Here is a 16,869-nt window from a genome sequence, read left to right as displayed (position 1 = left end):
AGGTCCGTTCACGCGCTAAATGGCCGAGTGCGCCGTCTGCGGCAAGTCGGCCAGTCGGGGATCCTGCGGTTCAGGGGGCCGGGTTTCCCCTGCTGGAGAGGCTATTCGGGCGACGTGTTCTAAAGGGCTCGCCAATGACCCAGTGAAGGCGCGCTGCGACGCGTCGAGCTGTGCCATCAAAGGTTTTGGGAATTCAAGCCGTAGCGCTAGCGCCAAGCGCTTTTCGCCGTGGGGGCCCACGCTCCATTCCAGCCCGCTGCCGCTGCCAATCGCCAAGTACAGCATTATGGCGCTAAACAGGCCAACCAGCTGAACAAATCGGGTCATCATGCGCATAAGCGTCAGGCTCCCTTTCGGCCGCAAATTCGCGGCGGCGTCTGTTCCTGATCATGAGTTTAGATGAGCGCAACGTCTTTCGTCTCCTCCAATCAGGGGAATCCGTCCTGAAAGATCCCCTGCGTGGAGGAATTCCCCACTGGGCAGCGGATCGCAGCGGCGTAAGGCAATTTTGATTTAAATATTGTTTTTATATTTAATAAGATTATAAAATCCCGTCTTTGGCCTGTTTTGAATTTGAAGGAGATGCGTATGAGTCCTTCCGTCCATTCTGCGGCGCATGCGGGCGGCCCTCCGGGGTTGGCGCGTAAGGGAAAAATCCCGCCGGGTATTCAGAAAAATCTCGAGAAGCTACCCGACGGCCACCCGATTAAAGCGTTGGCTGAAGCCTTAAAAGCCAAGGAAGAAGAAGCTGCCAAGTCGTCGTCCAGCGCATCGACCCCTTCAGGCAGCGCGTCTTCCTCCGCTACAGTGGAAGCGTCGGTCTCTGTGAGCGGCTCCACGCTCGATACGATGGCCTAAAATGTCCTGAAAAAGTGGACGCTTGAACAAAATGTGCACTTCTTTGTCAGTCAGGGCGGGCTTTTAGCTCGCCCTGACTGCGCTTATTCAGGGTGCATGAGAGGCGCGCGCGTGTGACCCGTTTGCGTTTCAAAAGATTTTCGAAAAAAGTTGATATTCTTTAAAAGACAGATATTCTCTCAGTACGGCAGGGACGCCAACGTCTCTCCGCCGAAGGAAGCCAGTCACACGCCGGGGCAAGAGCATCGAGTCAAGGGAGAGACGAATGCTGGACGCCATTATTGGGGTTTTGTCGCACAGTATCGCTCAGTTACGCGATCAGACCCGCGCATTTATCGGGTGCCCCCATCCGCGGGCGTCGCACGCCGAAGGCAAATGCATCTGTCCTGACTGCGGCGATACCGTCATCCGCCAGTGGGTGACGCTGCGCTGTTCCCAATGTAACGTTCGTCGCCCCAGTAAAGCCGTTTTTAACACGGTCCTGCCTGCTCAGGCGCACTGCACGCGCTGCGGCTGCGCTGACACCACGATGGAAGAACTCGATAATCCGCCTTTCTATATGATGCAATACGCCGTTCTCCTCACGTTCCGTGAGACCGATTATCTGCGCCGCGCCCGTCGTCTCGATAGCGCTCGCGCCTGGGTGTCTCCTCCTGTTGTCCATGCCGACGCCGCACCCCCCAAGCGGCTTCTCCAACTATCGCGGGCCTGCGGATAAGGCCTGACCTTCAAGCGTTACTCCGATATCTCTGCAACGCAACACTATCGTCTTCACCTATATTCTCTTTCCTCCTCCCCCTAATTCATTGCGCGCGTCCCCTCAAGGGACGCTTTTTCTTTTGGCGCGCATGGCGTTCGGGTTCAATGTGGGCCAAAATTGCTATTTTTGTAGCGGTTGTAAGGGCCGGAACGTAAAGTCCCGCACCCGCCTCCAGAAAGATCGTGGCGATAATAGATATATCGAGCGGATTTCAGCCGCTTAACCGTCTTGCAATGTAGTAATACTGCCGATCTTCCCCCCTTTACAAGCATGAGGTTTTTCGTTATAACACTTTCGAACTTAAGGTTTCCGCTTTAAGGCTCGGCTCTGTTTGAGAGTCGAATATCATGTCAGAGAAGTTCAATAGGAGTGACTATTATGAAAATTGCTGCCAAGCCCTTCATCCCTGCAAAGCCTAAAACGCCTGCCGCTCCCACCCAGCCTGGGAAATAACTTTTACGGTTTCACAAAGCCCCTTGGAGATCCTCCAAGGGGCTTTGCATTTGGGATCTCGGGCGTCTCATGGATTGAAAAACAATGACGTTTACGTTATGGTTTTAATGTCCTAACAGGAGAGCCCGCCATGATTGATTTGCCCGTCTTGTCCGAAACCACCTCGCTCGTGACCCTTACCGACGCCGCAATCGCCAAGCTGAAGAGCGTATTGGAGTCTCAGCCCGACGCAGCTGGCATTCGTCTGGGCGTGGTCGGCGGCGGGTGCGCAGGACTGCAATACCGTATGGAGCCCTGCGATCTTCAGGCGGCAGACGATCAAATGTTTGAGATCGCTGGCATTCGCTTCTTCGTCGACCCGAAGTCTTCGCTTTATCTGTCAGGCGTGCGCATCGATTTTAGCCGCGATCTGCTCGACGGCGGATTCAAATTTTCTAACCCCAACGCCAAAGACGCCTGCGGCTGCGGGACGTCTTTTAGTATCTGATTAATCTTCGTTGCTCTCGCCTCATCTCGAGACCGGCTTAATCTTTTAGTATTCGTCGATAGGAGCGCCCTTGCCATGACCGCCACCGCCGTAGATCCCGAAAAAGTCAAACAGGTGTTGGAAACCGTCCGTCCGTATCTTCAAGCCGACGGCGGCGACGTAGAATTTGTCGATGTGACCGAGCAAGGCGTCGTCCGTTTGCGCCTGCAAGGGGCATGCGGCTCATGCCCCAGCTCTACGTATACCCTTAAAATGGGTATCGAAGAGCAATTGCGCCAGCATGTTCCCGGCGTCACGGAAGTCATTGCCATTTAGCCGGATCGGCAGCCTGTCGCTTATCCTGCGCTTCACAAGACCTTTTGCCCGCGTGACGGCATCTATATGTAGCTGTCTTGCGGCTTGGTTGCGATGCCCCTGCATTGCGTTTCACTTTGGCTTCAGTCAGAATGCCCCGCATGACCGAGCTTGTTTTAGACTCATTGGCCGAAATCGCCGTTACTGCGTCGCCGCCCGAGCGGGCGGTCTCTTTCCATACGCTGGGCTGTAAGACCAACCAGTTGGAAACCTCTGCTCTGGCCAATGCGTTTCGCGCGCGCGGTTGGCGCGTGACTTCTTTTGATGAACCCGCTTCTGTCGCCGTCATTAATACATGTACTGTTACCGAACGCGCGGACGCCGACTCGCGCCGCGCCATCCGACGCGCCAGACTGGCCAATCCGGAGGCGCGTATCGTCGTGACGGGGTGCTATGCGCAAGTCGCGCCGCAGGCCGTCAGCCAGTTGCCCGGCGTGGATTACGTCATTGGCAATAATCTTAAAGATCGTCTGCTCGATATTCTGGAAACCGTCCCGCGCGGTGACACGCCTGTGACGCAAGTCGGCGATATCGATAAAAGCCGGATGATGGCGGGAGCTGCGGCCTGTGATGTCGATCGCACCCGCGCCAGTCTGAAAATCCAGGACGGTTGCGACTTTAAGTGCGCCTATTGCATTATTTGGGAAGCGCGCGGTAAAAGCCGCAGCCTGAGCGTGGCCGACATTCTGGCGCAATTGCAGGAACTGGAAGCGTTCGGCTATCGAGAAGTGGTCTTGACCGGCATCAATATTGGACAATATGAAGACCTCGATGCGGGGCTTGATCTGGTTGGTTTGTTGTCACGTCTTGTCGAGGCCGCAGGGTCTGCGCGCCTGCGTCTCACGTCGCTGGATCCGGTCGAAGTCAGCGATGGGCTGATTGAGACGATTGCCCGCAGTAACGGACGAATCTGTCCACACCTTCACCTGTCGGCGCAAAGCTTGTGCGATGACGTCTTGAAGGCGATGGGTCGACGTCATCGCGCGTCTGACGTGATTGTCGCTTGTCAGACGATTGCAAGCCAATTGCCGGACGCCGGACTCGGCGCCGATATTATCGTGGGATTCCCCGGTGAAACCGAGGCGATGTTTGCGCAAACCGCCGCCTTGATTGAATCGCTGCCGTGGACGTATCTTCATGTCTTTCGGTATTCCCGGCGGCCCGGCACCCCGGCTGCTGACTGGGGCGATCAGCTCCCAGAGTCGGTGAAAACCGCGCGCGCCGAGCATTTGCGCTCGATTATCGACGCCAAAAATCGCCGATTCCGTCATCGCTTGATAGGCAAGACGTTTCCAGCGCTAATAGAAGAGTCCGGTCGTTGCGGCATGACCGATCGCTACGTCAAAATTTCCCTCACGCCTCAGACGCCCGCCCATGAGCCGAACGCGTTGATTTCAGCGCGTGTCGAGAGCGTCGAGGACGATATTACGTGGGCGACGCCGGTGATGCTATATTAGACAGATTAAACAAAAGAAAAATCCTGTAACAAGAAGTTACAGGGTGGGACATAGGCTGGGTTGAAACTTTTGGCGTCTGCGAAAAGCTGAAAACGCCTAATCCAATAAAAACGATTCGTGTCCTTAAATTGCCTCGCGTAAGGGACGAATCGTGAAGTCAGGAGGCTGCTTCTGCGGGAGCGGGCGCGCGGTAATAGCCGCGAAACAGCGTCCACGCGCCGCAAAGGCTTGTCAGCGTTGAAATCAAAAACCAGTACAGCCCAAACGCCATCGCGGCGTGCGCTGAAACGCCGACTTTCATGAGGAGCCACTGATACGCGCCTTCACGAACGCCGATGCCGTTAAAGAACAATGGAGTGACGCTGACCAGCGTCACAATGCCATAGACGGCCGTCAGATAAAGCGGTTGGACCGTAATCCCCAACGCATGAGCGATCATCAGCTGAATGCCAATCATCATGCCTTGTACCGCCAACGACAGCGCGACAGATTTTGCCAGTAACGGGAAATCGCGCCAATAGGGCTGCGCCTGCGCCAACAAGCCCAGCTTGGGAATGCGCTCCGCCCAGCGGGAAATCGGCGCGATCAGCAATGCCACATATCCGCCCCCCATGAGTGCGCACAGCAATAAAATGCTTTGGCGCAGCCATGCCGGAATCGGCGCAGCGTCAGGCGTCAGGCACAGCGCGCCTGTCAGCAGCAAGAGCGCCGCCATCCCGACCCCTCGCTCTGCCAAAAGGGTCAAGAGCGCTTCACGCTTGCGCCGGTTTTGGGCTTTGGCCAGATAGTAAACCCGACTGACGTCCCCGCCAATGGAACCGGGTAAAAACAGATTGAAATACATCCCCAGCATGTAAAAATCAAAAAATTGACGCAGTGGCAGATGAAATTCCAGCCGTCTGGCTAAAAACTGCCAGCGATAAGAGCTGAGCCACTGGCTGAGCAAATAAATCGCGACGCCGAGCGGGATATACGCCAAGTTGGACGACGACAGCTCGCCGATGGTTTTCTGGATGCCCGCGTAATACAGGGCAATGCCCAGCAGCACGATACTGAGAACGATTTTAATAGCGGTTTTGACAGACGTACGGGCCATTGTCAGCGAACGGCGATCTCTGCCAATCGTGCGGGGTTGGCCGTGTCAGCGCCGTCGATGACTTCTTTCACCTTGTAAATAGGCTTTCGTTGCGATTCAAAGTACGTGCGCACCTGAATTTCCGCAATCAGACCAGTGCTGATAAGCTGAATGCCCGTCAATACCAGCATGGCGCCCATTAATAGCATCGGGCGCGCGCCAATGTCATGGCCAAATAAGAGCTTTTCAGCGAAAAGGACGCCCAGCGCTAACGCTCCCAGAAACAGCAGTACCAGCCCCGCGCGTCCAAACAGGTGAATGGGGCGCGTGAAAAAGCGCTTCATGAGCACGACCGTTAATAAATCGAGCAACACTTTAAAGGTGCGAGACAGGCCGTACTTGCTGGTTCCGTGCGCACGTTCACGGTGGTGAACCGGCACTTCCTTAATCACGGCCCCGTCAATGCTGGCCAGCGCCGGAATAAAACGGTGCATCTCGCCGTAGAGCGGCACGTCCTTGGCGATTTCAGAGCGATAGACCTTCAAAGAGCAACCGTTGTCGTGAATCATCACCCCGGTGACTTTAGCGATCAGCCAGTTGGCGATGGCCGACGGCAGTTTTCGCGTCAGAGCGCGGTCTTTCCGATGTTTACGCCATCCACTGATGATGTCCAAATCCTCGGTTTCCATCATCTCAATTAGCGCTGGCGCATCGGCCGGGTCATTCTGCAAATCACCATCCAGCGTGACGATATAGCGCCCTTTGGCATGCGCAAAGCCTGCAGCGGTGGCCGCGGTCTGCCCGTAATTCCGTTTGAGAACGGCTACTCGCAACATGGGAAAGCTATCGGCAAGCCGCCGGAGTTTTTCCACGGTGCGATCGCGCGACCCGTCATCCACCAGAACCATTTCAAACGGTCGATTCAGTTTGAGCCCGGCCTCGTACAGCTCTTGAATCAGCGGAACGACGTTCTCTTCTTCGTTATAAACCGGTACGATAAATGAGACGTCAATGGCATGGGGCTTGGTCACGGCTTTTCGGCTCCTGTCGGGCTCAGAGAAAGCAACACGTAAATGGGCGTTTGCGAAACGATGCTCAGACGCGCGTCAGGCGGAATCAGGGGCATAAGAGAAGGGGTTAAGCTACGTTTTGTAATGAGATAGAGCGCGCCCTGGGGTGAGGCGTCCGCCGCCTGACGGTAAAGCGACTTTAGTTTAGCATAATCGTCTTTACCGATTTGCGGAATGGCGCGCCGCCCGTAAAACGTCAGGCTGGGTCGGGTAATTTCAAAACTGGCGAGGGGGCGAGAGCCCACATGCGCCAAAAATCCGAGCATGGCCCCTTGTGTCGCCTGATTAACGGCAGGAATCACGGATGCAATCGCCAAAACCGTTGTCAGCGCCATACCTAGCGCCAGAGAGGCGTGCGATTGCCAAGGACGTCGCCGCAACATCCATACGAGCGAGAGCGCTGCGCTTGCCGTTAGCGTGAGGGCCATGGCTACGGCGAACGGATCACGCGCCAGCGAGGACATGGTATCGGCCATCTTGGGCAACAGGCGGTTCGGCCACAGAATAAACGCGGCGCTGAGCGCTCCTAGTAACAGCGTCAGCGTCGCCGCACTCGTCAGAGACGCGCGACGTCGAGCCTCCAGCGCGAGCGGCCACCCCATCGTCGTCACGATCGCAAGCGCCGGAAACATCGGCAAAATATACGTCAGCAGTTTAGTACTCGCCATGCTGAAGAACGCAAGCGTCCCGCCCGCCCACAGGCTGGCGAATAGCGCTAAGCGACGTTCCGAAGCGTTGAGCGAATGCCGCTCCTGCGCTAAGGCGACGATCGTCACCGGTAAAAACAGGCTCCATGGCAAAAAGCCAATTGCCAGGACAGGCAGATAAAAATGCCAGGGTTGGGGATGATAAGCGACGCTGCCCGTATAGCGCGAAAAATTATGCTGATAGAGCGCTCGTAAAAACGTCTCGCCATTTTGTTGCGTTGCTGCAACGTACCACGGCGCCGCGATCAGGAGCGCCGCGCCTGCGCCAGCCCACAGCCAGGCGCTGCGCAAGATGGCCATCGTCTGTCGCGTGATCAGGCAATAAAGCAGCGTAATGGCTCCCGGCAGCGCTAGCGCGACCGGCCCTTTTGCCAGTAATCCCAAGCCTGCGCAAGCGCCTGCGGCTAACAGCCAGCGACGATTCCGCTCAACGCCGAGAAAAGCGAAGCCCAACGTCGCCGCCAGGCAAAGCGTCAGGGTCATATCCGTAATGGACATGCGCGCCAGCGCGATGAATTCCAGACTGCTGGCCAGCGTCAGAGCTGCTCCCAACGCAACCCGACGAGAAGAGAAGCGAGCTACCAGCGCATAAACGCCCGCAACGGAGAGTGTCGCGCAAAGCGCGCTAATCAGGCGCGCGGCGAATTCACTAATGCCCAGCGCCTGATAACTCATCGCGACGAGCCAATAAAAAAGCGGCGGCTTGTCGAAGCGAACAATGCCGTTGAAATACGGCGTAATCCAGTCGTTGCGAACGAGCATTTGCCGGGCGGCTTCCGCGTAGCGCGGTTCGTCGACGTCGAACAGGGGATACGCGCCGAGCCCATAAAAAAAGCAGGCGAAGCAAGCCAGCAACAAGACTACAGGCACTACCCAAGGGGCCCATTCCGCGCGAGCGGCGGGTGCAGGAGTGGGCAGGACAGGTGGCGAAGGAGCAAGCGTCATCGCACCATTGTATGATCTTTCACCGCGCTTGTAAAAATACGGGTCACGAGAAGCGTCTTGCGCTTAGGCGCAACGAGAAATTGCGCCCAGCAGGCGCTCAGCGGCGACATCTTTGACGCGACCCGGCGCAGCCTTCAGACGTGTGATGGCGACAGCTTCTTCATCAGCGGGATCGTCATACCAGCGGTTATGAAGCCCGTCATAATCGAATACGCCCGCCTGAAGCGGTCCCGTCATTTCGTCGAGCAGTGCCGAAAGTTCTTCTAGCGCTTCACAACGCAAACGCTGCGGACTTAAATGCAACAACTGCATGGCGAACGCCAAGCGCGGATAAGCGTCGTACCATCGACAGCGCCGCATCAAGCGCCACCCGCCAAAGCCCAAAACGGCTTCATCGCGTTCAACAAACCCAGACTCTCTCTATACTTTATGCCTGACGCCCTTACATCTGGCCGATTAAATCGGGGGCGCAACGTCAGCTCAGGAATCAAATTTTAAAAACGGCCAACGTTCATCCGGTTGAATTAACAGATAATGTAACATTTATTAGTAAATCGGGCAAGCTGTTTATGGAAAATCCTCAGCGTGCGCTGACCGGGGTTTGTTGATGCCCCGCAGGCTGGGCGGGCTGAAGACCGAGTTTTTCCAAGAGGCGGGCATCCTGATCTGCTTCGACGTTGGGGGTTGTGAGCAGTGCCTCCCCCGCAAAAATCGAGTTTGCCCCCGCCAGGAAACACAAGGCTTGCGCTTCGTCGGAAAGCTGAGCGCGGCCTGCGGAGAGACGTACTTTGCACCCCGGCAGAAAAATCCGGGTGGTCGCGACTGTGCGCACCAGATCGATGGGATCCACCGGCGGCTGATCCGCGAGCGGGGTGCCTGCAATCGGGGTGAGGCAGTTAATAGGAACGGATTCGGGGGGATGAGGCAAGTGGCACAGCGTCTCGATAAACTCAATGCGTTGCTCGACGCTCTCGCCAAGCCCTAAAATCCCGCCGCAGCAAATCTGAAGCCCCGCATCGCCCACGTGGCCCAGCGTCTCAATTCGATCGGCCATCGTGCGCGTGGTAACGACATTGGCATAGTGGCTGGGCGCCGTGTCGATGTTGTGGTTATAAGCCGTGAGACCCGCGTCTTTTAAGGCGCGCGCCTGTTCGGCGTTTAACATGCCTAGCGTCACGCATGCTTCCATGCCTTCGTCTGCAACGGCGCGAACCAGCGCCAGCACCTTCGGAAAATCCCGCGTTGGCGGCGTGCGCCAGGCGGCTCCCATGCAAAATCGACTTGACCCGCGTGATTTTGCCGCGCGCGCCTGCTCTCGAATTTCTTCTTCGCTGGGCAGTCCGCTGATGGCGACGCCTGTGTCGTAGCGCGCGCTTTGCGAACAATAGCCGCAATCTTCTCCGCAATTGCCCGATTTGATATTAGAAAGCGTCGCCAACTGAATCACGTTACGCGGGTGATGGGCGCGATGAACCTCTTGGGCCTGGAAAAGCAAATCCAGAAACGGTTGGCGATAGCAGGCATCAATGTCGGCAATCGTGGGGGGGGCGAGCGTCATGGGTCAAATCATTCCCTTTAGGCGCGACGTTGCGCGGCTTGTTCCTACAGGCGACAGCTTGGGCATATAATACCAGCAAGGCGCATTTGGCGCGACGCGGCTCATAACGAGAGATTTCCATGCTGTTACCGCAAATTCAACCCATGGGGCCGATGCGCCGCTGGTACGATCAGGATCCGGGATGCGCGCGACTCTTGCTGCTGCTCGATAAAATGTCGCAACCAGACTTGCGTCAGGCCGCCATACGCCTGCTCGCGAATTTCACCGAAAAAGTCCTGGCCAAAATGACGGATACTGGCAAATACGCCTTGCACTCCATCGGCCTGCCCGCGCTGCGAGAGAAATATATGACGCGTCGGTTTATGCGCCGCGCTTACGATCATCAAGACGACTTGCGCGAAATTTACGGACTGCTTTATCGATTACCTACCCCGGGTCTTGCGGCGCTGGGGTTTAACCTCAGCGATGCCTTCGAGTTATTGACGATTTATTCATACGCCTGTGAGCAATTATTTGCCGAGCCTGACCCGGAAGAGGTACTCAACCTGGTACAGCGTAGCTTGCACGACGGACTGGGCGTCGGTAGAGATACGCTCATTGAGTATATTGGTAAAAATATGTTCTCAGACGCCGCCGCCAAGGTGCAGCAAGCGTAAGACCGTTTTAATGCGCGGAGCTCTATAGGTCTTCGTTCATGCGCGCCTACCAAAAAACCGACCTGCTCGCTCAATCACGATCATGCCGGTTTACACGCCATATTAAAAAGTACCAACTGACAGACCGGGGCCAAGACTGTACTTGGAGGGATTGAGCGTCACACTCTTGCAGGACGAGCCGCAAAAAGCGAAACCGCTTACCCTGTTTCGGAATTACACCGAATCTGTCGCCATCGTAACGCTTACGCGATACAGCAGCGGCCTGAAAGGCGTCTGGTCACTGCACGCAGTTTTCTTGCGAAAACGCGCTAAAGCAGAACCCTCGATGCATCCACTGGAGCACACATTACCAAGACGAATGTCGTGGGAATGCAGTCTCTCGCACCGTATACCTCTGGCAAGACCTGTCATGAACGAGACGTTCATCAGGGAGATCTGCCAACCGCTTCCCGTGGGGCGGCTTAGACGCAAGCGTCATCGGCCATCGCAGAGGAGGAGCGGCTCAGAGCGCCAACCCGTCAGCTGGTGTAAGTATCATAATTATCGATTGCTGCGTACGCTATCGTAGGTGAAGCGATGTTGAGTAACGATCTGTTGACTTTCGGGAATGCCATAGCAGGCGTGCGTCTTAGAGATTGAATATGCGCCCGCAATGGATATCACAACATTAAATAAACCCAAAAACAGGTCTGCGAAGGACAATTGGGCATTTTTAAGTGTTTTTATTCTGTAAGAAATGAACGGGGTCTGAATGTCAATGTAGGGGGAATGCGATGAACGTCACGATGTCAAATCAAGCGACTGGCAGAAAATTTGCCTTTCAGGGAAATGAAATGACGGCGACCAATAAAGCAGGTCGCCAGGCCGATTTTCAACGCGTCGGCAAAGGAGAATGGGAAAACGTCGATAATGGCAATCATCTTACGCTGGACAAAACGCGCGACGGCCTGAAAGGCAATCCTATGTTCAGGATTACCCGTCCTGATGAAACGCAGGCGGCCAGCGGTCAATTGAATATAATGGCGTAAAAGCCTGACTCATTATTATAAAAACGCAGGCAAGAACCACTCAAATGCGACGCCGCGCGCACGCTTAGTCAATGCGCGCGGCAATCGCCTGAATGCCTTGAACCGTCTCGTCAAACGGCGCATTATCGTGAATGCCCTGGCGCAGGAGGCGGTCAATATCGTCTTTGAGCGAGACCGCGCAATCAATTTTGGCGCTGGCCCCTTTGACGTACGCGCCAATATTAATCAGATCTTCTGCCTTTCGGTAGGTAGACAGCAGGTCTTTGAGACGTCCGGCCGCTTTCTGATGGTCTTTTTCGGCAATCTGCACCATTAGACGGCTGACGGAGCCTAGCACGTCAACCGCAGGGAAATGGTTCTGCTCAGCCAGTTCGCGCGTCAGCAAAATATGGCCGTCGAGCAAGCCGCGAACCGTATCGGAAACAGGCTCATTAAAGTCATCGCCTTCGACAAGCACGGTGTAAAGGCCCGTAATCGAACCGCTCTCCGAGCAACCGGCGCGCTCTAACAGCTTGGGCATGAAGGCGAAAACGCTGGGCGTATAGCCGCGACTGGTCGGAGGCTCGCCAACCGCCAGGCCGACTTCTCGCAAGGCCATGGCCACCCGCGTGAGCGAATCCATCATCAGCAGAACGTTTTTGCCGGTTTCCCGAAAATACTCTGCAATGGCTGTTGCCACCAAGGCGGCTTTGATTTTTAGCAGCGCAGGTTGTTCTGAAGTGGCGACAATTACCACGGACCGCTTGAGTCCTTCCGGGCCTAAGCAATTGTCGATAAAGTCGCGCACCTCGCGGCCCCGCTCGCCGATGAGCGCAATCACGCTGAGGTCGGCTTCGCTGTTACGCGCGATCATCCCAAGGGTTGTACTCTTGCCGACTCCAGAGCCGGAAAAAATGCCGATACGCTGCCCCCTGCCGATGGTCGTAAAGCCGTCAATGGCGCGAATGCCCATGGCCAGACGCTCATCAATATCTTTTCGGCGTAACGGGTGTGGCGGCGTTCCCGTCACCGAGGCGCGATGGTGCTGCGGCAGCGGAAAACGGTCATCCAGCGGATTCCCCAACCCGTCGAGAATGCGCCCCAGCAATTGCGGTCCAAGAGCAGCCTGAAACGGCGCGCCGGTATTGAGGACGCGCGCGCCCGGCGACAGGCTTTCCATCTCGCCATACGGCATCAGTAAAACGCGGCCCTCGCGGAATCCCACCACTTCGCACGGCAATACGGGCTGAGTCGCATTGTCCGTAAGAATATCGCATCGATCGCCCAAGCGCGCTCGTGGGCCGCACGATTCGATAATCAGCCCGATCACCTTCTCCACCCGTCCAACGGGCGTATACGGACTGGTTTTCTCTAGAAGGGCGGACCATTCATGCATTTTCGTTCGCCTCGGCCCTGGCGGCGTCTGACGACTGCCTGACGCTGTCGCTTTCGGGGAGGCTGAGCGTGGGCGTAATCGCCTCAATATACCGTTGTACTTGATTTTGGGGGCTGATATCGAAGCCTCCCTCCTCATTCAAGGCGTAAATTTCTTCGCGCGCGAGCATGGGATCGCCTTCTAGCGTCAAACGGTTTAATCCCTCCAATGATTGGATTACCGCCTCGCCATGTCCGCGAAGTTCTCGCAAGGTGTCACGATTCATCACAACGCGAACACGCCCGCTGACGTCCAGTTCGTGAATCGCCTGTTGGATGAGTGCAACAAGCTGTTCAGGGCGTGCGCTCAGCGCGTCGCCGACCACGCGTTTACCAACCGCCTCCAGGATGAGGGCTGCCTGAGGGATAAAGCCTTCCAGAACGGTTTTTTGCGCGTGATAGGCTCCTGTCATTAATGTTTGGGCGCTATGGAGCAGCTCGCAGGTTTGTTCTTCCGCTTGCTGAAGTCCTTCTGAGAGTCCTTTCTGGAATCCTGCCTTCTCGCCGTCGTCATGCGCTTGCTGAAGCGTGGCGTCTCGGCGGGATTCTGCGTCCTGCTGTATGCCCTGAGCGGTTTCATGGGCTTTCGCTATCAGGTCTGCGGCTTGTTGGCGCGCTTTTTGCACCACTAATTGCGCTTCACGTTCTGCTTGAAGGATGCGCTCTTCTGTGACGCGTTCCAGCGTCTGTTCAATTTCGCGTCCACGGTCGTCTGCGCCCGCAATCTGTTTTGCTGCGCCGATGGCGATTTGGCGTTGATCGATTTTAGCCATTGGCGTGTCGCTCCTGCGGATCTGGCCCAAGGGGGCGTTCCCCCCCCTTGGATCCCCCCCCTGAAGATTTTCCCGGTTGGGGCTTCGCCCCAAACCCCGTTAATCGTCCTTCTGGGAAATTTTCTGCCAAATAGAGCAGCCAATCGGGCTTGGGGGCGGAGCCCCCAAGATCAAAAGGCTCAGGGGGGAGGGTCTTGGGAGGGGGGAACGCCCTCCCAAGGCCAGATCGCCGCCTTAAATCCTTTTGGGTTTTGGTCCCAAATCCCGTTAAGAGTCCGGCAAGAATATTTTTCGTTGGGACGAATCGCTGTTCGGGGCTGGGGGCATCGCCCCCCCAAAAAACAGAAAGCTCAGGGGGGAGGGTCTTGGGAGGGGGGAACGCCCTCCCAAGGCCAGATCGCCGCCTTAAATCCTTTTGGGTTTTGGTCCCAAACCCCGTTAAGAGTCCGGCAAGAATATTTTTCGTTGGGATGAATCGCCGTTCGGGGGTGGGGGCATCGCCCCCCCAAAAAACAGAAAGCTTAGGGGGGAGGGCCTTGGGAGGGGGGAACGCCCTCCCAAGGCCAGATTCTAGCCTTAAATCCGCAGAATTAGGCGATATACTCATCCTCATCGCCCCCGCGATTGACGGTGATCTCGCCGGCAGCTTCCAATGCTCGAATAACGCCGACAATATAAGTCTGCTTCTCGGACACGTCGCGCGCGCGGACCGGGCCCATGTATTCCATATCGTCGGTGAGCATCGCAGACGCGCGCTCGGACATATTTCGGAGGATTTTTTGCTTGACGTCTTCGTTGGAGCCTTTGAGTGAGAGTGCTAGATCTTTGGTCTCCACTTCGCGCAACACGCGCTGAATAGAGCGATCGTCGAGATGAATAATATCCTCGAAGACGAACATGAGTTCGCGAACGCGCTCGGCTGTTTCGGGGTCGCGCATTTCCAGATTGTCGAGAATGGCTTTCTCGGTGGCGCGATCCGAGCGGTTGAGAATCTCGGCGAGCGATTCGACGCCACCCGCGAGGCTGAAGTCCGCCGACACGACAGACGAGAATTTACTCTCCAGAATGCGCTCGACTTCGCGCAGAACTTCGGGGTTGGTACGGTCCATATCGGCGATGCGCGTGGCCACGTTGGCCTGCATCTCGGGAGGTAAATCGCCCATGATCGCGGCGGCGCGATCGGGCTTGAGATAGGCCAGCACCAGCGCAACCAGTTGTGGATTCTCGTTCTGAAAAGAGGTCGCTAATTGAGCGGGATCGGCGTTGTTGAAAAAATCAAAGGGATTGGTTTGCAGCGTTGCGACCAGACGCTCCAGAATTTTATCAGCCTGAGAGGGGCCGTAGGCAGCTTCTAACACAGTTCGGGCGTAGGTGACGCCGCCTGTCGCCAAATATCCACTGGCCTGAAACAGGGCGTAAAATTCATTGAGTACCTGATTCAGCAGCTCTGGCGAGAGCTTGTTCATGGAGGCAATTTCCAGCGCCAGATGTTCCACTTCGGTTTCTTCAGAGATGTTTTTCATAATCTCTGAGGCGGTTTTGGGGCCAAGCGCAATCAGCAGCGCCGCAACTTTTTGGGAGTTGCTCATGGTGCTCAGTGAGAGTTCGTGGAGGGCGCTTTCTGCCATGGCGGTTGGGCTTGCTTCCTTCTGAAAAGGGAAATATGACGAGGGAAAATCAGCGGGCGTCTACATGTCTTTCATATACGTGACCAGCAGGCGCGCGGCTTCGACCGGATCTTTCTCAACGGCGCCGTTAATCGATTCGCGCATCAATTCCATTTCCGGGTCGAGCTTGGCTTCCAGAATGGGAACCGGCGTGCTTTCAATCATGGCCTCTTGCGGCTCGAAGAAGGGGTAGGGTTCTTCCTCCTGCTCGACGAGTTCTCCTTCGGCGGGCTGTTTAATCAGCAGGTAGAAGACGACCAGCGCGACGACGACCATCAGGCCAATCACGATAATAGTCGCCAGATGCAGCCAGAAGGCTTTTTCCTGATCCTGTTTGATGGTGTCGTTAAGGTCTTTTTCTTTATCCGTCAGCGGTTGGGAGAACTGGAATCCCTTAATGTCAATGGAATCGCCCCGAGCCAGGTCCACACCGGCGGCGTTGGCGACCAGATCTCGGATTTCTTCGGTTTCTTGTGCGGTCAGCACTTTGTTCAGGACAACGGCTACTGTGAGCCGATCAATGGCCCCGGGAGCGTAGACGACGGTCTTATCTTCCTTGGAGATTTCGTAATTGGTCGTTGATTTGTTGAATTTGTACAGATTGTCTTTGTTTTCCTTCTGTTCGTCCTCTTGCGATGGATAGCTGGGCGCTGCGTTGGATTCGACGCCCGGTTCGCCGCCGGCGGCTTTCTTCTTGCCGTTGGCATACTCTTCAGTTTGTTTTTGGGTGCTAATGGCTACCCCCGTAGGGGTCTCGCTATCGCCCCCTGCGGGAATAATCCGGTGAATATTGGTTTGCGCCTGATCGAAATTCAAAATCGCGCTGACGGCGACGACGACGTTATCTTTGCCGACTACAGGCGCGAGCATTTTTAAGACTTTTTTGGCCGTTTCGTCTTCGTATTGCTTGCGTCGGGTTTCGCCGGTGGAGATAATCCCGCTGGGGCTGTTGGCGCCTTCCAACGTGTTGCCCGCGTTGTCGGCGATGGCGACGTTTTCTGGCTTGAGGCCGGGCACGGCGTGCGATACCAGATTTTTAATGGTTTTGACCTGTTCTTCGCGCAGACGAAATCCGGGTTCCACCATGAGCATGACCGAGGCTGTGGGCGGTTCTTCGTCATCGGCAAACAGCGCGTGATCGGGTTGCGAGATGATGACTTGAGCGTTTTTAATGCCGCTAATCGATTTCAATACCGCAATGATCGTATTGGCGTTGAGCTTTTTAATCCATTCTTTTTGTACTTCGCCCGATACGACCGGAGGGATCTGCGTCAAATTGACGGTTTTCTCGCTGGTCAGCTCACCGGCGGTTTCCAGAATCAGGGCGTTTTTCTCGCCGCGAGGCGCCAGAATCGTCGTACCGTCGGCGGCGACTTTAAAAGGCTTTTTCTGTTCTTTGAGCTTGGCGGCGATGGCGGCGGCGTCTTCCAGACTCAGGTTCGAGTACAGCACCTCGTAGTCGTCTTGCGCGGTCTGAAACAGAAAAAAGCTCGACAACATCAGGGCCAGAATCATCGTGCCCGCAAGGATTTTTTGCGTCAGGCTGAGCGCGTTCCAACGGTCCGTGAATGCGCTGGCGAAGCCCTTGACCCGCTTAGCGACCATGGC

At 56.0% G+C, this 16,869-nt stretch carries 17 protein-coding genes; 7 read left to right on the top strand and 10 right to left on the bottom strand.

Annotation, left to right across the window (positions count from 1 at the left end):
- Positions 1-15 precede the first annotated feature (15 nt).
- Entirely contained in the window at positions 16-336 is a 321-nt protein-coding gene (locus IPK79_01775; protein ID MBK8189161.1) for a hypothetical protein, read from the bottom strand.
- A gap of 252 nt (positions 337-588) precedes the next feature.
- On the opposite strand from IPK79_01775, the gene IPK79_01770 reads away from it, so the two are divergent.
- The 5 genes from IPK79_01770 (at position 589) to mtaB (ending at position 4,369) form a co-directional block, all read left to right on the top strand.
- A complete protein-coding gene (locus IPK79_01770) occupies positions 589-858 on the top strand; it encodes a hypothetical protein (protein ID MBK8189160.1) in 270 nt (89 codons plus the stop codon).
- Between the two features lie 265 nt (positions 859-1,123).
- Positions 1,124-1,576 (top strand): hypothetical protein, encoded by a 453-nt coding sequence (locus IPK79_01765; protein ID MBK8189159.1) that lies wholly within the window; start codon positions 1,124-1,126, stop codon positions 1,574-1,576.
- Positions 1,577-2,201: 625 nt separating this feature from the next.
- Positions 2,202-2,558: an iron-sulfur cluster assembly accessory protein gene (locus tag IPK79_01760; protein ID MBK8189158.1), complete on the top strand. Its 357-nt coding sequence runs from the start codon at positions 2,202-2,204 to the stop codon at positions 2,556-2,558.
- Positions 2,559-2,633: 75 nt separating this feature from the next.
- Complete coding sequence (locus tag IPK79_01755) at positions 2,634-2,873, top strand: NifU family protein (protein ID MBK8189157.1); 240 nt, start codon at positions 2,634-2,636, stop codon at positions 2,871-2,873.
- Positions 2,874-3,013: 140 nt separating this feature from the next.
- Complete coding sequence (gene mtaB, locus IPK79_01750) at positions 3,014-4,369, top strand: tRNA (N(6)-L-threonylcarbamoyladenosine(37)-C(2))-methylthiotransferase MtaB (GenBank protein MBK8189156.1); 1,356 nt, start codon at positions 3,014-3,016, stop codon at positions 4,367-4,369.
- A gap of 157 nt (positions 4,370-4,526) precedes the next feature.
- Here the strand turns inward: mtaB and IPK79_01745 are convergent, their stop codons facing one another.
- The 5 genes from IPK79_01745 to bioB form a co-directional block, all read right to left on the bottom strand.
- The gene (locus IPK79_01745) at positions 4,527-5,465 is read right to left on the bottom strand and encodes a flippase-like domain-containing protein (protein ID MBK8189155.1); all 939 of its coding nucleotides are present in this window, start codon (positions 5,463-5,465) and stop codon (positions 4,527-4,529) included.
- A gap of 2 nt (positions 5,466-5,467) precedes the next feature.
- Positions 5,468-6,457 carry a glycosyltransferase family 2 protein gene (locus tag IPK79_01740; protein MBK8189154.1) on the bottom strand — a complete coding sequence of 330 codons (990 nt, stop codon included), beginning with the start codon at positions 6,455-6,457 and terminating at the stop codon, positions 5,468-5,470.
- 14 nt (positions 6,458-6,471) lie between these two features.
- Entirely contained in the window at positions 6,472-8,166 is a 1,695-nt protein-coding gene (locus IPK79_01735; GenBank protein MBK8189153.1) for a glycosyltransferase family 39 protein, read from the bottom strand.
- Positions 8,167-8,229: 63 nt separating this feature from the next.
- The gene (locus tag IPK79_01730; protein MBK8189152.1) at positions 8,230-8,526 is read right to left on the bottom strand and encodes a hypothetical protein; all 297 of its coding nucleotides are present in this window, start codon (positions 8,524-8,526) and stop codon (positions 8,230-8,232) included.
- A gap of 220 nt (positions 8,527-8,746) precedes the next feature.
- Complete coding sequence (bioB, locus tag IPK79_01725) at positions 8,747-9,724, bottom strand: biotin synthase BioB (protein ID MBK8189151.1); 978 nt, start codon at positions 9,722-9,724, stop codon at positions 8,747-8,749.
- Between the two features lie 119 nt (positions 9,725-9,843).
- Here bioB and IPK79_01720 point away from each other — a divergent pair, with 119 nt between their 5' ends.
- Positions 9,844-10,380, top strand: coding sequence for a hypothetical protein (locus IPK79_01720; GenBank protein MBK8189150.1), 537 nt, complete (start codon positions 9,844-9,846; stop codon positions 10,378-10,380).
- Between the two features lie 833 nt (positions 10,381-11,213).
- Complete coding sequence (locus IPK79_01715) at positions 11,214-11,408, top strand: hypothetical protein (protein MBK8189149.1); 195 nt, start codon at positions 11,214-11,216, stop codon at positions 11,406-11,408.
- Between the two features lie 64 nt (positions 11,409-11,472).
- Here the strand turns inward: IPK79_01715 and IPK79_01710 are convergent, their stop codons facing one another.
- From IPK79_01710 to fliF, 4 genes are all read right to left on the bottom strand, one after another.
- Positions 11,473-12,783 (bottom strand): FliI/YscN family ATPase, encoded by a 1,311-nt coding sequence (locus IPK79_01710; protein MBK8189148.1) that lies wholly within the window; start codon positions 12,781-12,783, stop codon positions 11,473-11,475.
- Positions 12,776-13,594, bottom strand: a complete 819-nt coding sequence (locus IPK79_01705; GenBank protein ID MBK8189147.1) for a hypothetical protein — start codon at positions 13,592-13,594, stop codon at positions 12,776-12,778. The genes IPK79_01710 and IPK79_01705 overlap by 8 nt, the downstream gene beginning before the upstream one ends.
- 590 nt (positions 13,595-14,184) lie before the next feature.
- On the bottom strand, positions 14,185-15,222 hold the full coding sequence (fliG, locus tag IPK79_01700; protein ID MBK8189146.1) for a flagellar motor switch protein FliG: 1,038 nt from the start codon (positions 15,220-15,222) through the stop codon (positions 14,185-14,187).
- 60 nt (positions 15,223-15,282) lie between these two features.
- Complete coding sequence (gene fliF / locus IPK79_01695; GenBank protein MBK8189145.1) at positions 15,283-16,866, bottom strand: flagellar M-ring protein FliF; 1,584 nt, start codon at positions 16,864-16,866, stop codon at positions 15,283-15,285.
- Between the last annotated feature and the right edge of the window lie 3 nt (positions 16,867-16,869).

The sequence above is a fragment of the Vampirovibrionales bacterium genome (genome assembly GCA_016712355.1).
GTDB lineage: Bacteria > Cyanobacteriota > Vampirovibrionia > Vampirovibrionales > Vampirovibrionaceae > JADJRF01.
Note: the sequence above shows the minus strand (reverse complement) of the source record. Positions and strands in the feature narration are given on the sequence as shown.

Bases quoted from the DNA above. Each gene is read 5' to 3' on its own strand.
- IPK79_01730 (MBK8189152.1), bottom strand. From the start codon at position 8,526: ATGCGGCGCTGTCGATGGTACGACGCTTATCCGCGCTTGGCGTTCGCC.
- IPK79_01705 (MBK8189147.1), bottom strand. From the start codon at position 13,594: ATGGCTAAAATCGATCAACGCCAAATCGCCATCGGCGCAGCAAAACAG.
- IPK79_01735 (MBK8189153.1), bottom strand. From the start codon at position 8,166: ATGACGCTTGCTCCTTCGCCACCTGTCCTGCCCACTCCTGCACCCGCC.
- IPK79_01770 (MBK8189160.1), top strand. From the start codon at position 589: ATGAGTCCTTCCGTCCATTCTGCGGCGCATGCGGGCGGCCCTCCGGGG.
- IPK79_01765 (MBK8189159.1), top strand. From the start codon at position 1,124: ATGCTGGACGCCATTATTGGGGTTTTGTCGCACAGTATCGCTCAGTTA.
- bioB (MBK8189151.1), bottom strand. From the start codon at position 9,724: ATGACGCTCGCCCCCCCCACGATTGCCGACATTGATGCCTGCTATCGC.
- IPK79_01710 (MBK8189148.1), bottom strand. From the start codon at position 12,783: ATGCATGAATGGTCCGCCCTTCTAGAGAAAACCAGTCCGTATACGCCC.
- IPK79_01715 (MBK8189149.1), top strand. From the start codon at position 11,214: ATGACGGCGACCAATAAAGCAGGTCGCCAGGCCGATTTTCAACGCGTC.
- fliG (MBK8189146.1), bottom strand. From the start codon at position 15,222: ATGGCAGAAAGCGCCCTCCACGAACTCTCACTGAGCACCATGAGCAAC.
- IPK79_01720 (MBK8189150.1), top strand. From the start codon at position 9,844: ATGCTGTTACCGCAAATTCAACCCATGGGGCCGATGCGCCGCTGGTAC.
- IPK79_01760 (MBK8189158.1), top strand. From the start codon at position 2,202: ATGATTGATTTGCCCGTCTTGTCCGAAACCACCTCGCTCGTGACCCTT.
- mtaB (MBK8189156.1), top strand. From the start codon at position 3,014: ATGACCGAGCTTGTTTTAGACTCATTGGCCGAAATCGCCGTTACTGCG.
- fliF (MBK8189145.1), bottom strand. From the start codon at position 16,866: ATGGTCGCTAAGCGGGTCAAGGGCTTCGCCAGCGCATTCACGGACCGT.
- IPK79_01745 (MBK8189155.1), bottom strand. From the start codon at position 5,465: ATGGCCCGTACGTCTGTCAAAACCGCTATTAAAATCGTTCTCAGTATC.
- IPK79_01775 (MBK8189161.1), bottom strand. From the start codon at position 336: ATGCGCATGATGACCCGATTTGTTCAGCTGGTTGGCCTGTTTAGCGCC.
- IPK79_01755 (MBK8189157.1), top strand. From the start codon at position 2,634: ATGACCGCCACCGCCGTAGATCCCGAAAAAGTCAAACAGGTGTTGGAA.